This window comes from Priestia aryabhattai B8W22 (assembly GCF_000956595.1).
Lineage (GTDB): Bacteria > Bacillota > Bacilli > Bacillales > Bacillaceae_H > Priestia > Priestia aryabhattai.
Map to the genome: position 1 here is coordinate 162,453 of NZ_JYOO01000002.1, position 16,761 is coordinate 179,213.

17 protein-coding genes are annotated in these 16,761 nt (G+C 38.4%); all 17 read right to left on the reverse strand.

Features of this window, described 5'->3' with window-relative positions; genetic code table 11:
• Positions 1–2 precede the first annotated feature (2 nt).
• Positions 3–635, reverse strand: coding sequence for a MotE family protein (locus N178_RS02150; protein ID WP_045290139.1), 633 nt, complete (start codon positions 633–635; stop codon positions 3–5).
• Between the two features lie 9 nt (positions 636–644).
• Positions 645–1,088 carry a flagellar export protein FliJ gene (gene fliJ, locus N178_RS02155; protein ID WP_045290140.1) on the reverse strand — a complete coding sequence of 148 codons (444 nt, stop codon included), beginning with the start codon at positions 1,086–1,088 and terminating at the stop codon, positions 645–647.
• 2 nt (positions 1,089–1,090) lie between these two features.
• A complete protein-coding gene (gene fliI, locus N178_RS02160) occupies positions 1,091–2,404 on the reverse strand; it encodes a flagellar protein export ATPase FliI (RefSeq protein ID WP_045290142.1) in 1,314 nt (437 codons plus the stop codon).
• On the reverse strand, positions 2,379–3,167 hold the full coding sequence (gene fliH / locus N178_RS02165) for a flagellar assembly protein FliH (RefSeq protein ID WP_045290144.1): 789 nt from the start codon (positions 3,165–3,167) through the stop codon (positions 2,379–2,381). Before fliH ends, fliI begins: the two co-directional genes overlap by 26 nt.
• Positions 3,160–4,179 carry a flagellar motor switch protein FliG gene (gene fliG, locus N178_RS02170; protein ID WP_045290146.1) on the reverse strand — a complete coding sequence of 340 codons (1,020 nt, stop codon included), beginning with the start codon at positions 4,177–4,179 and terminating at the stop codon, positions 3,160–3,162. The genes fliH and fliG overlap by 8 nt, the downstream gene beginning before the upstream one ends.
• Positions 4,180–4,190: 11 nt before the next feature.
• Entirely contained in the window at positions 4,191–5,783 is a 1,593-nt protein-coding gene (gene fliF / locus N178_RS02175) for a flagellar basal-body MS-ring/collar protein FliF (protein WP_045290148.1), read from the reverse strand.
• A gap of 49 nt (positions 5,784–5,832) precedes the next feature.
• Positions 5,833–6,123 (reverse strand): flagellar hook-basal body complex protein FliE, encoded by a 291-nt coding sequence (fliE, locus tag N178_RS02180; protein ID WP_014458432.1) that lies wholly within the window; start codon positions 6,121–6,123, stop codon positions 5,833–5,835.
• Positions 6,124–6,135: 12 nt separating this feature from the next.
• Positions 6,136–6,585, reverse strand: a complete 450-nt coding sequence (gene flgC, locus N178_RS02185) for a flagellar basal body rod protein FlgC (protein WP_045290150.1) — start codon at positions 6,583–6,585, stop codon at positions 6,136–6,138.
• 2 nt (positions 6,586–6,587) lie between these two features.
• Positions 6,588–6,977, reverse strand: a complete 390-nt coding sequence (gene flgB / locus N178_RS02190) for a flagellar basal body rod protein FlgB (RefSeq protein ID WP_045290152.1) — start codon at positions 6,975–6,977, stop codon at positions 6,588–6,590.
• A gap of 442 nt (positions 6,978–7,419) precedes the next feature.
• A complete protein-coding gene (codY, locus tag N178_RS02195) occupies positions 7,420–8,199 on the reverse strand; it encodes a GTP-sensing pleiotropic transcriptional regulator CodY (protein WP_013058882.1) in 780 nt (259 codons plus the stop codon).
• 28 nt (positions 8,200–8,227) lie between these two features.
• Positions 8,228–9,628, reverse strand: coding sequence for an HslU--HslV peptidase ATPase subunit (gene hslU / locus N178_RS02200; protein WP_013084801.1), 1,401 nt, complete (start codon positions 9,626–9,628; stop codon positions 8,228–8,230).
• Positions 9,629–9,644: 16 nt separating this feature from the next.
• Positions 9,645–10,187, reverse strand: a complete 543-nt coding sequence (gene hslV, locus N178_RS02205; protein ID WP_013058884.1) for an ATP-dependent protease subunit HslV — start codon at positions 10,185–10,187, stop codon at positions 9,645–9,647.
• A 14-nt stretch (positions 10,188–10,201) separates the two neighbouring features.
• On the reverse strand, positions 10,202–11,104 hold the full coding sequence (gene xerC / locus N178_RS02210; RefSeq protein WP_014458427.1) for a tyrosine recombinase XerC: 903 nt from the start codon (positions 11,102–11,104) through the stop codon (positions 10,202–10,204).
• A gap of 65 nt (positions 11,105–11,169) precedes the next feature.
• Entirely contained in the window at positions 11,170–12,474 is a 1,305-nt protein-coding gene (gene trmFO, locus N178_RS02215; protein WP_013058886.1) for an FADH(2)-oxidizing methylenetetrahydrofolate--tRNA-(uracil(54)-C(5))-methyltransferase TrmFO, read from the reverse strand.
• 206 nt (positions 12,475–12,680) lie between these two features.
• Entirely contained in the window at positions 12,681–14,756 is a 2,076-nt protein-coding gene (topA, locus tag N178_RS02220; protein ID WP_028411437.1) for a type I DNA topoisomerase, read from the reverse strand.
• Between the two features lie 154 nt (positions 14,757–14,910).
• The gene (dprA, locus tag N178_RS02225) at positions 14,911–15,792 is read right to left on the reverse strand and encodes a DNA-processing protein DprA (protein ID WP_045290154.1); all 882 of its coding nucleotides are present in this window, start codon (positions 15,790–15,792) and stop codon (positions 14,911–14,913) included.
• 63 nt (positions 15,793–15,855) lie between these two features.
• The gene (gene sucD, locus N178_RS02230; protein ID WP_013058889.1) at positions 15,856–16,758 is read right to left on the reverse strand and encodes a succinate--CoA ligase subunit alpha; all 903 of its coding nucleotides are present in this window, start codon (positions 16,756–16,758) and stop codon (positions 15,856–15,858) included.
• Positions 16,759–16,761: the final 3 nt, after the last annotated feature.

Sequence of the window (16,761 nt, forward strand, 5' to 3'; positions counted from 1 at the left end):
TTTTATTCATCAATCTGATCTGTTAACAATGTCGTATAGCGTGCAGCTACTTTCGGATCCATTTTTTCTAAGATTGCCGTTCTTGTACTTGCTTTGAACTGCTTAAGCATCGTTACCGCTTTGTCTTCTTTTAATTCGGCAAAAATGAGCGCTGCATTTTTAGGAGACATATTTTCATAAGTAGCAATGACATCTTTTTTAGCCAGCTGATTATTCTTTTGTTTTTTCGCTTCGTCATCGGCTTTTTCTTCCATATCGCGCATTTCAATTTTTAGTTCATCCATTTGACGATCTTTGGTACTGATCGTTTTCTCATAAGCTGCAATTTGCTTTTCTTTCGTGCTCAGCTTCTTTTGAAGGCTCTCAACCTGCTTTTGTATTTCTTCATTGCTTTCTTGAATATTTTCATTTTTTTGTGACTGCTCACTTGATACAAACGGAATGGCGTGTGTAACAGCAGAAACTTTATCATTTACATTGACGCCTAAAAGTGTCAGGACAATGTAAGCTGCCAAGATGAGGAACACCGCTGGAATAAAGATTAAAAATAAAAACACCTGGCTTTTACTGTAAGATTTCCCATCTTCATAATTTTCTTCTTCGTACTCTTCTCTTAATTCTTTTCGTTTAGCCATGTTTTTCACCTAATTTCTATGCAGCATGTACTGCTGTAAAGACAGCTCATCCATTTGCTTCGCTTCTAATTGTTTTTCCGCTGTTATATAAGAATCGTAGTCTCTCTTTTTTAACTTTTCATACTTCTTTACTTCTACATTCTTTTCTTCTAGCTTTAGTTTCTTTAAGTTCATTTGCTGTCTGGCAAACATGACCTCTTGTTGCAGCCTTTCAATCACTCGTTCGGCACTTGTTAAAAACTGCTGAAATGATGTAATTTCTAAAATAGAAAGCCCCTGCTTCATTTGGCCCGTATGCTGTTCAATCAGCGTTTCTTTTTCTTTTAACTTTTTATAAAGCTTTTCACCCGCTGTTTCAAACTGCTGTAAGGATTGATTATATTGAGATAGCAGTTCATCTTTTTCATTTGACTTGATTGCCATTATTTTAGATAACCTAAATTCATATGCCATATTTACTCACCTTTCACAAACAGTTCACAGAGCTTTGTTACACTTGTTTCAAATGATGGATGTTCGTTCGTTTTTTGCTTTAAAAATGCATCAATGACAGGATGATAGTGGATTGCCTCATCAATGTAAGCAGAAGATCCTCTTTTGTAGGCACCGATGTTAATTAAGTCTTCAGAATTAGCATAGGTAGTCATTAATGAACGCAGTTTTTCAGCTGCTTCTTCATGCCGTTCACTTACGATATGGTTCATCACGCGACTAACGCTTTTTAAGACATTGATGGCCGGATATTGACCTTTATTGGCCAGCTCCCGGTCTAGTACAATATGTCCGTCTATAATGCCTCGCACCGTATCCGAAATAGGTTCATTCATATCATCACCGTCTACTAATACAGTGTAAAAAGCAGTAATAGATCCATGTTGATTAGTTCCTGTACGTTCAAGCAGCCTTGGCAAGCTAGCAAAAACAGATGGTGTATAACCTTTGGTAGTGGGAGGTTCACCTACGGCTAATCCAATTTCTCTCTGAGCCATTGCTACACGGGTAACAGAATCCATCATCATCATGACGCTCAGCCCTTCATCTCGAAAGTATTCAGCAATAGAAGTAGCTGTATATGCTGCTTTCATTCGAAGTAGAGCAGGCTGATCCGAGGTAGCAACTACTACAACTGAGCGCTTCAACCCTTCCTCTCCAAGATCTCGTTCAATAAACTCTCTAACTTCTCTTCCTCGCTCGCCTACAAGGGCAATGACGTTAATATCTGCTTTTGTATTACGAGCAATCATCCCGAGCAGCGTACTTTTTCCAACACCGCTTCCTGCAAAAATACCTATGCGCTGTCCTCGACCTACGGTTAACAAACTATCAATCGTCCTTACACCTACTTCAATAGGATGTTCAATAGGCGGACGTTCTAAGGGATTAGGGGGGTCTTGGTCGGTTAAAACAAAAGGCAAATAATGAGAAAGTTCAGACCCATCTAAAGGGTTCCCTAAGGAATCAAGCACTTGACCTATTAACTCTTTCCCCACGCTTACCTGCAGAGGCTTTTCGGTTGTTTCCACTAGGCAGCCAGGTCCGATATATCGAACAGACGTATAAGGCATTAAAACGACGTGCTCACCGTTAAAACCAACAACTTCTGCACGAATTTTATCTCCTCGTTCACTAAGATGAATAAAGCAAACATCTCCTATTGACGTTCTAGGTCCTTTAGATTCAATCATCATTCCTACTACTCGGCTGACTTTCCCGTACCGTTTAAAAGAAGATGTGCGCGGGATTTCATGAATGAGTTGTGCGACTTTCATGTTTATTCTCCTCTAACAAACGTTCTTTTAATTTTTTCTTCATTTCCGTTAACTGACTATCAAAAGAAGCAACAAGACGCCCATAAGAGGAATCGATGACACAATCCATTTCCTGAAGATTTTCATCTGCATAAATAAACAGCCCGGTTTCTCCGTTTAGTAAATCGAACAGTTCTCGTTTATGTTCACATACATATGCATATTTTTTCGGAGAAACAAAAAGCTGGATTTCTTTATGTTCTCTAACTTCTTTTAAAGACCTTGCAACAACCGATAAAAATGATTCATCTCTTTGAAGCTGCTCATTTAAAATCGTTTCTGCCAGGGTGAAACCTAATTCAAAAATGACTTCTTCAGATTGATTTATATATTCGTAGTACTGGTTCTTGGTTTCGTCAACAATGTTTCGCGATATGGCTAATACATGTTCGTACTCTTGTTTTCCTTGAAGCAGCCCTTCTTCGTAGCCTTCTTCATATCCGCGTTTTTTTTCTTGTTGAAATAGCAGCACCTTCTCTTCTTCCCACTGCTTTTTCAAACGTTCCACTTCGTTTTGAGCTTGTTTGCGGTAAGCGTCTGCCTCGGCCTTTATCATTTCAGCTTCACTATGCGCTTGTTCAATAACGTGCTGTGCATTTTCTTGCTGAAGATGTTCTTCTGCCGGCTCATCTTGTATCGGAAAACCAAATGGAATGACTTGAATGTGCTTAGCGTTTTCATCTGAAAGTTTATTCGTATAAGTTGATTTAATGATATTAGACAATAATATCGTCTCCTCCACCTCGAGCTAGTACAATTTCACCAGCATCTTCTAAACGTCTAATTGCAGCAACGATACGTGACTGAGCTTCCTCTACATCTTTCAAACGCACAGGGCCCATAAATTCCATTTCTTCTTTAAACGTTTCCACCATACGGCTAGACATATTTTTAAAAATAATAGATTTCACTTCTTCACTTGCTACTTTTAAGCTCAACAATAAATCATCATTTTCTACGTCTCGTATCACACGCTGAATAGAACGGTTATCGAGCGTTACAATATCCTCAAATACAAACATTCGCTGTTTGATTTCTTCTGCTAATGCCGGATCTTGAATTTCAAGCGTATCAATAATAATTTTTTCAGTCGCTCGGTCTACTCCATTTAATACTTCAACTACTGCTTCTAAACCACCTGTTTGGGTATAGTCTTGGGTAACAGTAGCAGAAAGTTTTCTCTCTAAAATTTGCTCCACTTCATTAATGACTTCCGGAGACGTACTTCCCATCGTTGCAATCCGCCTTGCAATATCCGCTTGCCTTTCCTGAGGCAGTGATGATAAAATTTGTCCTGCCTGCGGCGGCTCTAAATAAGATAAAATAAGGGCAATCGTCTGAGGATGCTCATGCTGAATAAAATTTAACAGCTGCATAGGATCAGCTTTTCTGGCAAAGTCAAACGGACGAACTTGCAAAGAAGAAGTTAATCGATTGATAATCATCATAGCCTGCTCTGATCCAAGTGCTTTTTCTAACACCTGTTTCGCATAGCTTACTCCTCCTTTTTCAAGGTAGTTTTGAGCAAGCATTATTTGTTCAAACTCATGAAGCACAGCTTCTTTTAGAGACGGCTCTACCTTTCTCACTGAAGAAATTTCAAGCGTTAGTTGCTCAATTTCATCTTCACTGAGATGTTTATAGATAGAAGCTGATACATCTGGACCGAGAGAAATCAACAAAATTGCTGCTTTTTGCTTTCCAGTTAACTCATTTTTTTGCATAGCCTTTACCATTAGCTTTCCTCCTAATCCTCACTAATCCATGTTCGCAGCAGTTTTGCAAACTCTTCCGGGTCTTGCTTCGCTAACGTTTCAAGATTGCTTTTTGTTTTCTGTTCAGCACTTAAAACAGGAGCTTTTTGTGCCGCTTCATATGCTTCAAACGTTTCATCATACCCTTCATCATATTCCTCTTCATCTAAGTCTTGACCCCTTTTCCTAACCAACAGGACAATAAGAACCACAATAACAAGCAGCAGTGCTCCTCCGATTATATACATCCATAATGGAATCGAACTTGCTGTGTTGTCAGCTGTTTCTTGTCCATTAAACGGCTGAACGGAAACGGTAATCTTATCGCTGACCGCGTTATCCGAGAGAGCTTTCGTATTTGCATCTTTTGAAATAGAAGTACGGACAATTGTACCTAACATTTTTTGAACGTCTGACTCAAGCGTATCGGAGACTTGTGATTTCCCTTTTGCATTGGACGGATCTATCATTACTTGAATGCCAAGGTCTTGAATTTTGTATGGACTTTCGACGATTTCTTTATGAATTCGATTCACTTCATAATTAATTCGTTCCTCGTTTTTTTCGTAGTCTCCGTCTCCACTTGCTGTGCTAGATGAATAATTTGTTGTATCTTCTTCTCCTGTTCCAGCAACGCCTCCATCTTGAGCACTTTTACCAGAAAATGTTTCATTAATTTTTTCAGCGCTAACGGCAATTCCTTGCATATTATCTTTATCAACAGGCTCTACTAGCTTTTCTTCGCGATTTTCCTGTGTAAAATCAAGATCTGCTGTAACAGAGACCATCACTTTGTCTTGACCGACCAGTCTTCCTAGCATTTGCTGTACTTGACGCTGAATATCTCGCTCAACTTCTTTTTTCGCTTCGTTCTGCGAAGCAAATGAGCTAGAAGCTGAATTCGTTTCGTTACCTTTTAAATCAAAGTACTCAAAATATTGGTTCATGATGACGATATTATCTGTAGGAAGGTTTGGCACACTTTTGGATACTAAATGATAAAGAGATTTAATTTGCTGATCATCAAATTTATAACCAGCCTTTGTATTAAGCACAATCGATGCAGAGGCTTCTCCCTGCTTTTCATTCGCCCATACGCTTTCATTGGGAAGGGTAATCATCACCTTTGCATCGTTGACTCCTTGAATGTTTTTCATTAAGTTAGCCAATTCAGTTTGCATCGCATCGAGTTTTAACACATCAAATTCGTTATCTGTCATACCAAAGCTGGCATTTTTTCCAAAAAACGAATAGTCGATACTTCCGCTATCAGGAATTCCTTGTGCAGCTAAATCAACTTTTAGCGAGTCAACGCTTTGTTCAGGCACCGAAATGGTCGTTCCGTTATCAGAGATTTCTGAAGGAACGCTTCTAGCATCAAGCTCTGCTTTGATTTGTCCTGTTTCTTGAGCCGATAGATTGCTATAAAGAGGGACAAATTTATCCTTGTTTAAGAAAACAGATGCTAAACTAATGACTAGAACAGCCGTAAGAGGAGCAGCGATAAGGGCTATTTTCTGTCCTTTTTTGCGGTTATTCCAAAAGACTTTCATCTTATCTCGATAAAGAGCTATTCTTTCATTCATGGTATTCCTCCGGTTATTACTATTTTCATTTTCTTTAATAACCGCTCAATTACATTTGCATTCTCATCATTTCCTGATAGGCTTCAACAGCTTTATTGCGTATTTCAAGAGCCGTTTGCATCGTAATACTTGCTTTTTGAGCAGTAATCATCACATCTTGGAGTTCGACATTTTCTCCTTTAGCAAGCTTTTCAGTCGCTATATCCGAAGCACGTTGAGTATTGTTCAACTCATTGATTGAGTCTTTTAAAAACGTTGAAAACTGTTGAGTTGTTTGTCCAGTGCTAGTAGAAGCTGCTGTTTTTGCTATTGCTATTTGATTGCTGATACCGTTAATCATTTTACCTCTCCTTTATTTTCCAATTTCTAACGTCTTTGTTAATATACTTTTGTTTGTATTAAAGACCGTCACGTTTGCTTCATAGGATCGAGTAGCACTAATTAAATCCGTCATTTCCTTTAAGGGATCTACGTTCGGCATCTGCACGTACCCTTGGTCATTCGCATCTGGATGCGTCGGATTATATACTAAATTAAAAGGAGTATCATCTTCTACGATATCTGTGACTTTTACACCATTGTTTTGATTTTTATTGATTTCGGAGTGTAAGAGAGACGAAAAAGAAGGCGAACGATCAGACTGTATGACAACCATTTTTCTTTTGTAAGGCTGCCACTCACCATTAACGTACGTCCCTCTTGTCGTTTCAGCATTCGCCATGTTAGATGAAACAACGTCCATCCTTAAACGATTGGCAGTTAAAGCTGAAGATGTAATATTCATATTTTGAAAAATAGTCAAACTTATTTACCTCCTCTAATGACTGTTTGAAGAGAATTAAATTTTCCATTTAAACGATCTACTAGCGCCTCATAGTAAATTTGATTTTCAGCCATATCCGCCATCTCTTTATCCATATCCACATTGTTTCCATTTGCTTGATAGGAAGTGTTTCCTTGCTGGGTAATTACTCCCTGAGATGACCCGGAAAATGGGATATGTTTTGAATCAGTCTGATATGCTTCTAACTCATTATGTAATAAATCTCGAAATTCACTCGTACGCGATACTGTTTTCGATTTATAATTTGGAGTATCAACGTTTGCGATATTTTGTGCAATCGTCTGCTGCTTTTGTGACGCATAGCTAATTCCATTTTCAATTGTTTGAAAAGTAGTTGAAAACAAACTCAATTCTTACACCTGCTTATCTATTCTATTTTCCTCAAAAATGAGACAAATTTCGACTTTAGTACCATAGAACTTATTGTAAGAAAAACTTCATGCAATGTCTATCCTTTTTTAAGAACTTTTGGACTATAAACCAAATTTTTCTTCCGTTTTCCAAGCATTTTTTAACATCAATGCTATACTTTAGCTCTATTTTTTAAATTAAAAATCAAAATATACACCATAAGTCCTGAATAATATGTAATAAAAGTAACGATTTGTAATCAACTAGTATCTTTTTACTATTTAAAGATTCTATAATATAATTTTTAGATTTTTATATGGAGTTTGTTAAAGATTTATAAAATAGTGAACGAATCGTCTTAACCCACAGCGAATCTTTTCGTACTGAGAGCATGCAAAAAAAGCACACGGGCAAAGCCCGTGTGCTTTTTGGTTCATAAACTTAGTTAGATTTTAATTTTTCAAGCTCTACTAAGAATTTGTTGTTAAGAACTTTAATGTAAGTTCCTTTCATTCCTAAAGAACGTGATTCGATAACGCCAGCACTTTCTAATTTACGTAGCGCATTTACGATTACTGAACGTGTAATTCCAACGCGGTCAGCAATTTTACTTGCTACTAATAGTCCTTCATTTCCATTTAACTCTTCAAAGATGTGCTCAATAGCTTCTAACTCACTGTATGATAATGAGCTAATGGCCATTTGTACAACAGCTTTGCTACGCGCTTCTTCTTCAATTTCTTCTGCTTTTTCACGAAGAATTTCCATACCTACTACCGTTGCACCGTATTCAGCAAGGATCAAATCATCGTCTTCAAACTGACGGTCTAAACGAGATAGTACAAGCGTACCTAGACGCTCTCCGCCCCCGATAATTGGAACGATCGTTGTTAGTCCTGCATCAAATAAGTCTTTATTTTCAACTGGGAAAGCTGTATATTGACTTTCAATGTTTAAGTTAGAAGATGTTTCTTGAATGTTAAATAGGCTTTGAGTATACTCTTCTGGGAACTGGCGTGCTTCTAACATATCTTTCATACGCGCATTCTCAATTTGCTGTTTAACAGCGATTCCTAATAATTTACCGCGACGGCTTACTACGAATACGTTTGATTCGATCACTTCGCAAAGTGTTTCAGCCATTTCTTTAAAGTTTACTGGTTTACCAGCTGCTTTTTGTAGCATTGCATTAATCTTTCTAGTTTTCCCTAATAAATCCATTAGTACTCTTCCTCCTGCGATTTCAGTTCTATAAGATAAATTGACTCAAATCTTTGTTTTTAGCGATTTTTTCTAATTTTTCTTCCACGTACTGCGGAGTAATCACAATTTTCTCTAATGTTACTTCTGGTGCTTCAAACGATAAATCCTCTAGCAAACGTTCTAAAATCGTATGAAGCCTTCTTGCACCAATATTGTCTGTATCTTGATTTACCTGATATGCAATTTCTGCAATCTTACGTATAGCATCGTCAGAAAATTCAATTTGTATACCTTCAGTTTCCAATAATGCCGCATATTGCTTTAATAACGCATTATCGGGCTCTACTAAAATGTTTATAAAATCTTCAACGGTTAGCTTCGTTAATTCAACGCGAATTGGGAATCGGCCTTGCAATTCTGGAATTAAATCCGACGGTTTTGATACATGGAAAGCACCGGCTGCTACAAATAAAACATGATCAGTTTTGACTGCGCCATATTTGGTCACAATCGTTGATCCTTCTACAATTGGTAAAATGTCTCGCTGCACGCCTTCACGTGAAACATCAGCTGAAGATGAATTACCACTTTTCTGAGCAATTTTATCAATTTCGTCAATGAAGATAATTCCGTATTGTTCTGCCCGATTCACAGCTTCTTGAGTCACTTCATCCATATCAATCAATTTTTGCGCTTCTTCATTTGTTAATACTTTTCGTGCATCTTTAACAGTAAGTTTGCGCTTTTTTTGTTTCTTAGGCATAAAATTGCTTAAAGCATCCTGCATGTTCATGCCCATTTGTTCCATACCCGAACCTTGTAACATATCAAACATAGAAGGCTGTTGCTCTTCTACTTCAATTGTGACATAATGATTTTCAAGCTCTCCTAAAGCAAGCTGATGAGCAATCTGCTTGCGCTTCGTGGCAATATTCGTTTCCTCATCTTGATCAGGATCCGCATCGCTTGACTGTGTACCGTTTGAAAAAATCATTTCAAACGGATTTTTAAACGATTGCTGCTTCTTTTTGCTTGGAACAAGAAGCTCCACTATCCGCTTGTTTGCATTTTCTTCTGCGCGATCACGCACGCCGTTCATTTTTTCTTCTTTTACAAGTCGAACTGACGTTTCCACTAAATCACGAACCATTGATTCTACATCGCGTCCTACATAGCCAACTTCCGTAAATTTTGTTGCCTCAACCTTAATAAAAGGTGCACCGACAAGCTTAGCTAAGCGGCGTGCAATCTCGGTTTTACCCACACCTGTAGGACCAATCATTAAAATGTTTTTCGGCACAACTTCATCACGTAAAGATTCGTCTAGCAGACCGCGTCGATAGCGGTTTCGCAGCGCAACAGCGACCGCTTTCTTTGCCTTCGTTTGACCAATAATATACTGATCGAGCTTTTCTACAATTTGTCGAGGTGTTAAATGAGAATTCATAAAAAAATCCCCTTTCCTACAGTTCTTCTACAATAATATGATCATTTGTATAAACACATATCTCACTTGCTACATCTAAAGCTGCTTTTGCAATTTCTTTAGCTGTTAAATGTTCGCCTGCATGTTGTTTTAATGCACGTCCCGCTGATAAAGCATAATTTCCGCCTGATCCAATTGCTAAAATGCCGTCGTCCGGTTCAATAACTTCACCCGTTCCTGATACTAACAGTAAGTTATCTTTGTTCATAACAATAAGCATTGCTTCTAACTTTCGCAATACTTTGTCACTTCTCCATTGTTTAGCAAGCTCAACGGCTGCACGCTGAAGATTTCCGTTATACTCTTCAAGCTTCGTTTCAAATAATTCAAAAAGAGTGAATGCATCAGCTACTGAACCTGCAAAGCCGGCAAGAACTTGCCCTTGAAATAGACGTCTTACTTTTCGAGCAGTATGTTTCATCACAACAGCATTTCCAAACGTTACTTGTCCGTCCCCAGACATGGCACATTGACCGTTATGCTGAACCGCAAAAATCGTAGTAGCATGGAAAGTAGACAAATTAACTCCTCCTTTTATGCGCGAGGATGGTGATTCATATAAACTGCCTTTAAACGATCCTTCGTCACATGTGTGTATATTTGAGTGGTTGATAAATGTTCATGACCTAGCATTTCTTGAACTGTACGTAAATCTGCCCCTTCATTTAACATATGAGTCGCAAAAGTATGCCGCAAAACGTGTGGACTAATATGTATATTCTCAGCGGTTTTCTTTACTAACTGATCAATGACTAAGCGTATGCCTCGGTCTGTCAACGGTGTCCCCTTATAATTTAAAAAGAGCGAATGAGTATCAGAAGGAGCCTTTTTTAAAAGAAGCTTTCTTCCATTATCTATATATACTCTAAGAGCGTCCTTGGCATAACAGCCAAATGGCACGTACCGTTGTTTTTTCCCTTTGCCATATACGAGCAAAGTTTGAAGTGAAAAATCTATATCGCTAAGCTTAATAGATGCACATTCACTCACTCGTATTCCGGTGGCATACAGCAATTCTAATAGAGACTGATTACGCTGCCCTAACGGAGTTGTTAAGTCATTCATTTGAAATAATTTCACAATCTCCTCTTCATACAGGAAGCGAGGATTTCGCTCTTCCTTTTTAGGAAGGGTAACGAGCGCAAATGGATTATCTTCTACTAATTCTTCTCTATTTAAGTACCGATAAAACGTTCTCAAACAAGAAATTTTGCGTGACATCGATCTTTTTGAATACTGCTTTTCATATAGGCGTGTTAAAAACAGCCTTGCATCAGCATATGTAACACTTTGTAGGTTTTGTATTTGCTCTTCCTGCATAAAAGACATGAAGATACCTATGTCTTTTTCATAGCAGTCAACTGTATATTTTGAATAATTTTTCTCAATTTGTAAATATTCTAGAAAGGAATTTAATACATCTTTAACAAATTCCAATGTTATCACCTCACAAGGGCTACTAAATATTATCACAATTAAGTAGCCCTTGCAAACAATTTTGATTATTTTGTTGTAAAATTCTGAATAGTTTCCAATGCTCGTTTAGCAAGCGTTTCATTTCGTTCTTGTTTGTTTTTGATTCGCACTTCCAATTCTTTGAATAAGCCAAAGTTGGCATTCATCGGCTGGAAGTTTTTAGCGCTTGTATGAGTGATATAGTGAGCCATACTGCCAATCGCCGTTTCCTGCGGCAATACAACCAATTCTTCACCAAGCACAAGTCGAGCTGCGTTCATTCCTGCCATTAATCCGCTCGCAGCTGATTCTACATATCCTTCTACTCCCGTCATTTGTCCAGCAAAGAATAAGTCATCACGCTCACGATATTGATACGTAGGCTTTAACAATTTAGGAGAATTAATAAACGTATTTCTATGCATAACTCCGTAGCGCACTACTTCTGCATTTTCTAAACCTGGGATTAAGCTTAATACTTCTTTTTGTGCTCCCCATTTTAAATGTGTCTGGAAACCTACGATATTATATAGTGTACCTGCTGCATCATCTTGACGAAGCTGAACAACTGCATAAGGTCGCTTTCCTGTTTTCGGATCTTCTAACCCAACTGGTTTCATTGGTCCAAAGAGCATTGTTTTTTCTCCGCGTGAAGCCATTACTTCAATTGGCATACATCCCTCAAAATAAATTTCTTTCTCAAATTCTTTTAAAGGAACTGTCTCTGCATTGATTAATGCTTCATGAAAACGCTGGAATTCTTCTTTTGTCATCGGACAGTTTAAATAGGCAGCTTCCCCTTTATCATAGCGAGATTTAAGATATACTTTATCCATATCAATGCTGTCTTTTTCAATAATAGGTGCAGCCGCATCGTAAAAATATAAATAATCTTCACTTGTTAACGCGCGCAGCTTTTCCGATAAATCTTTTGATGTTAGCGGACCTGTTGCAATAACAGTTGGTCCCTGTGGAATTTCCGTAATCTCTTCATTAACAACCGTTACGTTTGGATGGTTTTTAACACTTTCCGTCACACGAGCGGCAAATTCGTGACGGTCAACAGCCAATGCTCCACCTGCTGGAACCGCACACTCGTCTGCTGAACGAATAATTACAGAGTCTAATAATCGCATTTCTTCTTTTAAAACGCCAACTGCATTTGTTAGTGTATTCGCACGCAGTGAATTACTACATACTAATTCAGCAAATTTGTCCGTATGATGAGCAGGTGTTTGCTTCACTGGTCTCATCTCATAAAGACGGACTTTCAAACCGCGCTTTGCGATTTGCCAAGCTGCTTCACTTCCAGCAAGACCTGCTCCGATAACATTAATTACTTGTTCATTCATTGTAAATCCTCCAACTTCATTTCTATCTTTTCTATCATTTTCCTTATACATTCACTTGTCTTTTCCTTTTTTAACGGGACAAAGAAAATGCGACATTACTCAATGTCGCTAATAACGTTTCCATTTTAGCACATGAAGCAATGTCGCCGCATCTTATATAACTGCTATTTTTAAATTTAAAGTGTGGGAATTCATCCCATTCTCTTTTACTGCTGAGCTTCCTCTTTATAATCACAACTTGTACAGACGACTTGAGTTCCTTTTTTCTGTTTCTTCTCCACAAGCAGATTTTCACATTTCGGACATTTTCTTGCAATCGGCTTATCCCAAGATACAAAGTCACAGCCCGGGAATCGATCACAGCCATAAAATGTACGCTTTTTCTTCGATTTTCGCTCAACGATATTTCCTTCTTCACATTTCGGACACTTTACGCCAATCTCTTTTACAATTGGCTTTGTGTTGCGGCAGTCAGGGAAATTAGAGCATGCCATAAATTTTCCATAGCGTCCCATTTTGTATACCATAGGTGAACCGCATTCTTCACAATCTTCTCCGGCAGGTTCATCTTTAATCTCAACTTCGCGCATTTCTTTTTCAGCATGTTCTAAGCGTTTTTCAAAATCACTGTAAAATTCGTCAATAACACGCACCCATTGAACATTACCATCTTCCACTTCATCCAAATCGTTTTCCATTTTAGCTGTAAACTCTACATCTAAAATTTCTGGGAAAAACTCCAATACAAGCTCTAGTACAATTTCTCCAAGTTCTGTTGGAACAAAACGCTTGTTATCGAGCGCTACGTATCCGCGCTTTTGAATCGTATCAAGTGTTGGAGCATATGTAGACGGTCGGCCAATGCCTAGCTCTTCTAATGTCTTGACTAAACGAGCTTCTGTATATCTTGGCGGCGGCTGTGTGAAGTGCTGCTTTTCATCGATGTCCTTAGAATAAGCTACTTCTCCTTCTTCTAAGTCTGGAAGAAGATTTTCTTTTTCCTCCACTTGATCATCATTGCCTTCAACATACACTTTCATAAAGCCTGGAAATTTAACTTTTGAGCCGTTCGCTCTAAATGTTACGTCTCCATTTTTCAAATCTACAGCCATTGTATCCATAATTGCAGGTGCCATTTGACTAGCAACGAAGCGCTCCCATACTAACTTATACAGTCGATACTGATCACGCGATAAGAACTCTTTTACCTCTCCTGGTTTACGAAGAGCTGAAGTTGGACGAATCGCTTCGTGGGCATCTTGCGCATTTGAATTCTTCTTTTCTTTACGCTTTTCCGTTGCCACAAACTGATTTCCGTACGCGTTCGTAATGTAATCTCTAGCTTCTGTTTGAGCTGTTTCTGAAATACGAGTAGAATCGGTACGCATATACGTGATAAGACCTACTGTACCTTCTTTTCCTAAATCAATTCCTTCATATAATTGCTGCGCAATCATCATCGTTTTTTTCGCTCGGAAGTTCAGTTTCCGCGCTGCCTCTTGCTGTAATGAAGACGTGGTAAAAGAGGGAGCCGCATTACGCTTTCGCTCACGTTTTGTTACTTTAGAAATTGAAAATTCGTTTCCATCTAATTGTTTGACAATGTTGGTTACATCATCTTCATTTGATAGCTCTACTTTTTTTCCTTGATATTCGATTAACTGGCCTTCAAATTGGTCGTTTCCTTTTTGAAAGGTTGCTTTTACCGTCCAGTATTCTTCTGGGATAAACTTTGCAATTTCTTTTTCACGATCAATAATTAACCGCACTGCAATTGATTGAACCCTTCCGGCACTTAATCCTTTTTTCACTTTTTTCCACAGCAATGGACTGATATTGTAGCCAACCAGCCTGTCAAGAATACGGCGTGCTTGTTGAGCATCTACTAAATCCATATTAATTGCTCGTGGATGTTTAAAAGATTCTTTAATCGCTTCTTTTGTAATCTCGTTAAATACTACGCGACAGTCCGATGCAATGTCTACATCCAAACTGTGCGCCAAATGCCATGCAATCGCTTCTCCTTCACGGTCTGGATCGGCTGCTAGGTAAATCTTTTTTGCTTTTTTAGCCGCTGTTTTTAATTCTTTTAAAACCGGGCCTTTCCCGCGAATTGTAATATATTTCGGATTGTAATCTTGTTCAATATCAATTCCCATTTGACTTTTAGGTAAATCGCGAACATGTCCCATCGATGCTTTTACTTTATATTTCTTTCCTAAATAACGTTCAATTGTTTTAGCCTTTGCAGGCGATTCTACAATTACTAGGTAGTCAGACATCTATTTGTTCCTCCTCAAGAGGTAGAATAAAATCTTCATTATTATTAAATATTTGGTTCTTGTTTGTCAAATGTCAAAAAGATAAGTCATACGATTTCCCTACGTATCTCACTAGTATTTCATACCATGCAAGAATATGACTACTTTGAAACATTCATCTTATATACATCATTTCATCTGTAATATCAGCAGCGCTTTGCACAAGTTTTGCCCCTAATTGGATTAACTTATTCGTTCCACATGATGTTTCTTCAAAAATAGAACCCGGTATGGCAAATACTTCTCTTCCTTGCTGAAGCGCCTGGTCGGCGGTAATAAAAGATCCACTTCTTTCTTTTGCTTGCACCACCAACGTGCCTCCTGTTAATCCGCTAATGATTCTGTTTCTGCGAGGGAAAAACCATTTCGTCGGCTTCATAAACGGGGCATATTCAGAAAGCAGCAAATGATGCTGCGCAATTTCTCTTGCTAAATTTTGGTTTCCTCTTGGGTAAATATTATAAAACCCTCCGCCTAAAACTGCAATCGTTTTAGCTTTTTCAGCGATAGCCAGTTCATGAGCAGCCTGGTCAATTCCTAAGGCTAGTCCACTTACAACAACAAATTCTTCATGCAGCATCGGCTTTACAATATGAGTCAGAGCTGCAGTTCCATATGAAGTGGGATTCCTTGTTCCTACAACGCTCAAGCTTGCCGAAGCGTGTAGAAGAGACAAGTTTCCTCTTGCAAATAATACCCAAGGCGGATCATAAATATGGCGCAAAAGTTCAGGATATTCATCATCTAGGATGGTGACACATTGAATATTCTCAGCGTCATATTTATCTAGAATATCTCGTATTGGAATAGTTTGCAAATCTTTTTTTATTTGATTAGCACGTTCAATCGAGAGAGTCAATAGTTTTTGAAGCTGTGATGGAGAGTACTCGTAGAGATTTTGTAATGAAGAATTCTGTTGAAGTAGCGTAAAAATTTGTTTCCAATTAACAGATGGACAATGTGCTAAATGAATTAATTTTTCCCGTAAACCAGACATTCTACAATCTCCTTTTTAAATGGACAAAATAGCCCCCGGTCAAAGGAGGCTATATGTCTTCTATTAATGAGTCTTACACTGCTCGTAAATGCCTTGTTCTTTTAACACTTTAATAAGTGTTTCTCCCATAACAGATGGTGTTTCAGCTACTTGGATACCGCACTCATTCATTGTTTTAATTTTTTCAGACGCTGTCCCTTTACCACCTGAAATAATCGCACCAGCATGGCCCATACGTTTTCCTGGAGGCGCTGTTTGACCGCCAATGAAGCCGACAACAGGTTTTGTCATGTTTGCTTTTACCCATTCTGCCGCTTCTTCTTCTGCCGTACCGCCGATTTCCCCAATCATAATTACTGCATACGTATCTTCATCTTCATTAAACGCTTTTAATACATCGATAAAGTTCGTGCCATTCACCGGGTCACCGCCGATACCAACAGCTGTTGATTGGCCAATGCCAGCTTCAGAAAGTTGGTGAACAGCTTCATATGTTAATGTACCAGAACGTGAAACTACACCTACATGACCTTTTTTGTGAATGTACCCTGGCATAATTCCAATTTTACATTCTTCCGGTGTAATAACACCTGGGCAGTTAGGTCCTACAAGGCGCGTACGTTTTCCTTCCATATAACGCTTTACTTTTACCATGTCTAATACTGGAATACCTTCCGTAATACAAATAACTAAATCTAAATCTGCGTCAACTGCTTCAATAATGGAGTCAGCTGCGAATGCTGGTGGAACATATACAACAGAAGCCGTTGCGCCTGTTTTTTCTTTTGCCTCGGCAACCGTATTAAATACCGGAACACCTTCTACTTCTAAGCCGCCTTTACCTGGCGTTACGCCACCAACAATTTTTGTTCCATATTCTAACATTTGCTGTGTATGAAAAAGGCCAACTCCGCCTGTAATTCCTTGTACAATTACTTTTGTATCTTGATTAATAAATACGCTCATTCC

Excerpts from the sequence above, each read along its gene's own strand:
- N178_RS02150 (WP_045290139.1), bottom strand. The coding sequence starts at position 635 with ATGGCTAAACGAAAAGAATTAAGAGAAGAGTACGAAGAAGAAAATTAT.
- fliJ (WP_045290140.1), bottom strand. The coding sequence starts at position 1,088 with ATGGCATATGAATTTAGGTTATCTAAAATAATGGCAATCAAGTCAAAT.
- fliI (WP_045290142.1), bottom strand. The coding sequence starts at position 2,404 with ATGAAAGTCGCACAACTCATTCATGAAATCCCGCGCACATCTTCTTTT.
- fliG (WP_045290146.1), bottom strand. The coding sequence starts at position 4,179 with ATGGTAAAGGCTATGCAAAAAAATGAGTTAACTGGAAAGCAAAAAGCA.
- fliF (WP_045290148.1), bottom strand. The coding sequence starts at position 5,783 with ATGAATGAAAGAATAGCTCTTTATCGAGATAAGATGAAAGTCTTTTGG.
- fliE (WP_014458432.1), bottom strand. The coding sequence starts at position 6,123 with ATGATTAACGGTATCAGCAATCAAATAGCAATAGCAAAAACAGCAGCT.
- codY (WP_013058882.1), bottom strand. The coding sequence starts at position 8,199 with ATGGATTTATTAGGGAAAACTAGAAAGATTAATGCAATGCTACAAAAA.
- hslU (WP_013084801.1), bottom strand. The coding sequence starts at position 9,628 with ATGAATTCTCATTTAACACCTCGACAAATTGTAGAAAAGCTCGATCAG.
- trmFO (WP_013058886.1), bottom strand. The coding sequence starts at position 12,474 with ATGAATGAACAAGTAATTAATGTTATCGGAGCAGGTCTTGCTGGAAGT.
- topA (WP_028411437.1), bottom strand. The coding sequence starts at position 14,756 with ATGTCTGACTACCTAGTAATTGTAGAATCGCCTGCAAAGGCTAAAACA.
- dprA (WP_045290154.1), bottom strand. The coding sequence starts at position 15,792 with ATGTCTGGTTTACGGGAAAAATTAATTCATTTAGCACATTGTCCATCT.
- sucD (WP_013058889.1), bottom strand. The coding sequence starts at position 16,758 with ATGAGCGTATTTATTAATCAAGATACAAAAGTAATTGTACAAGGAATT.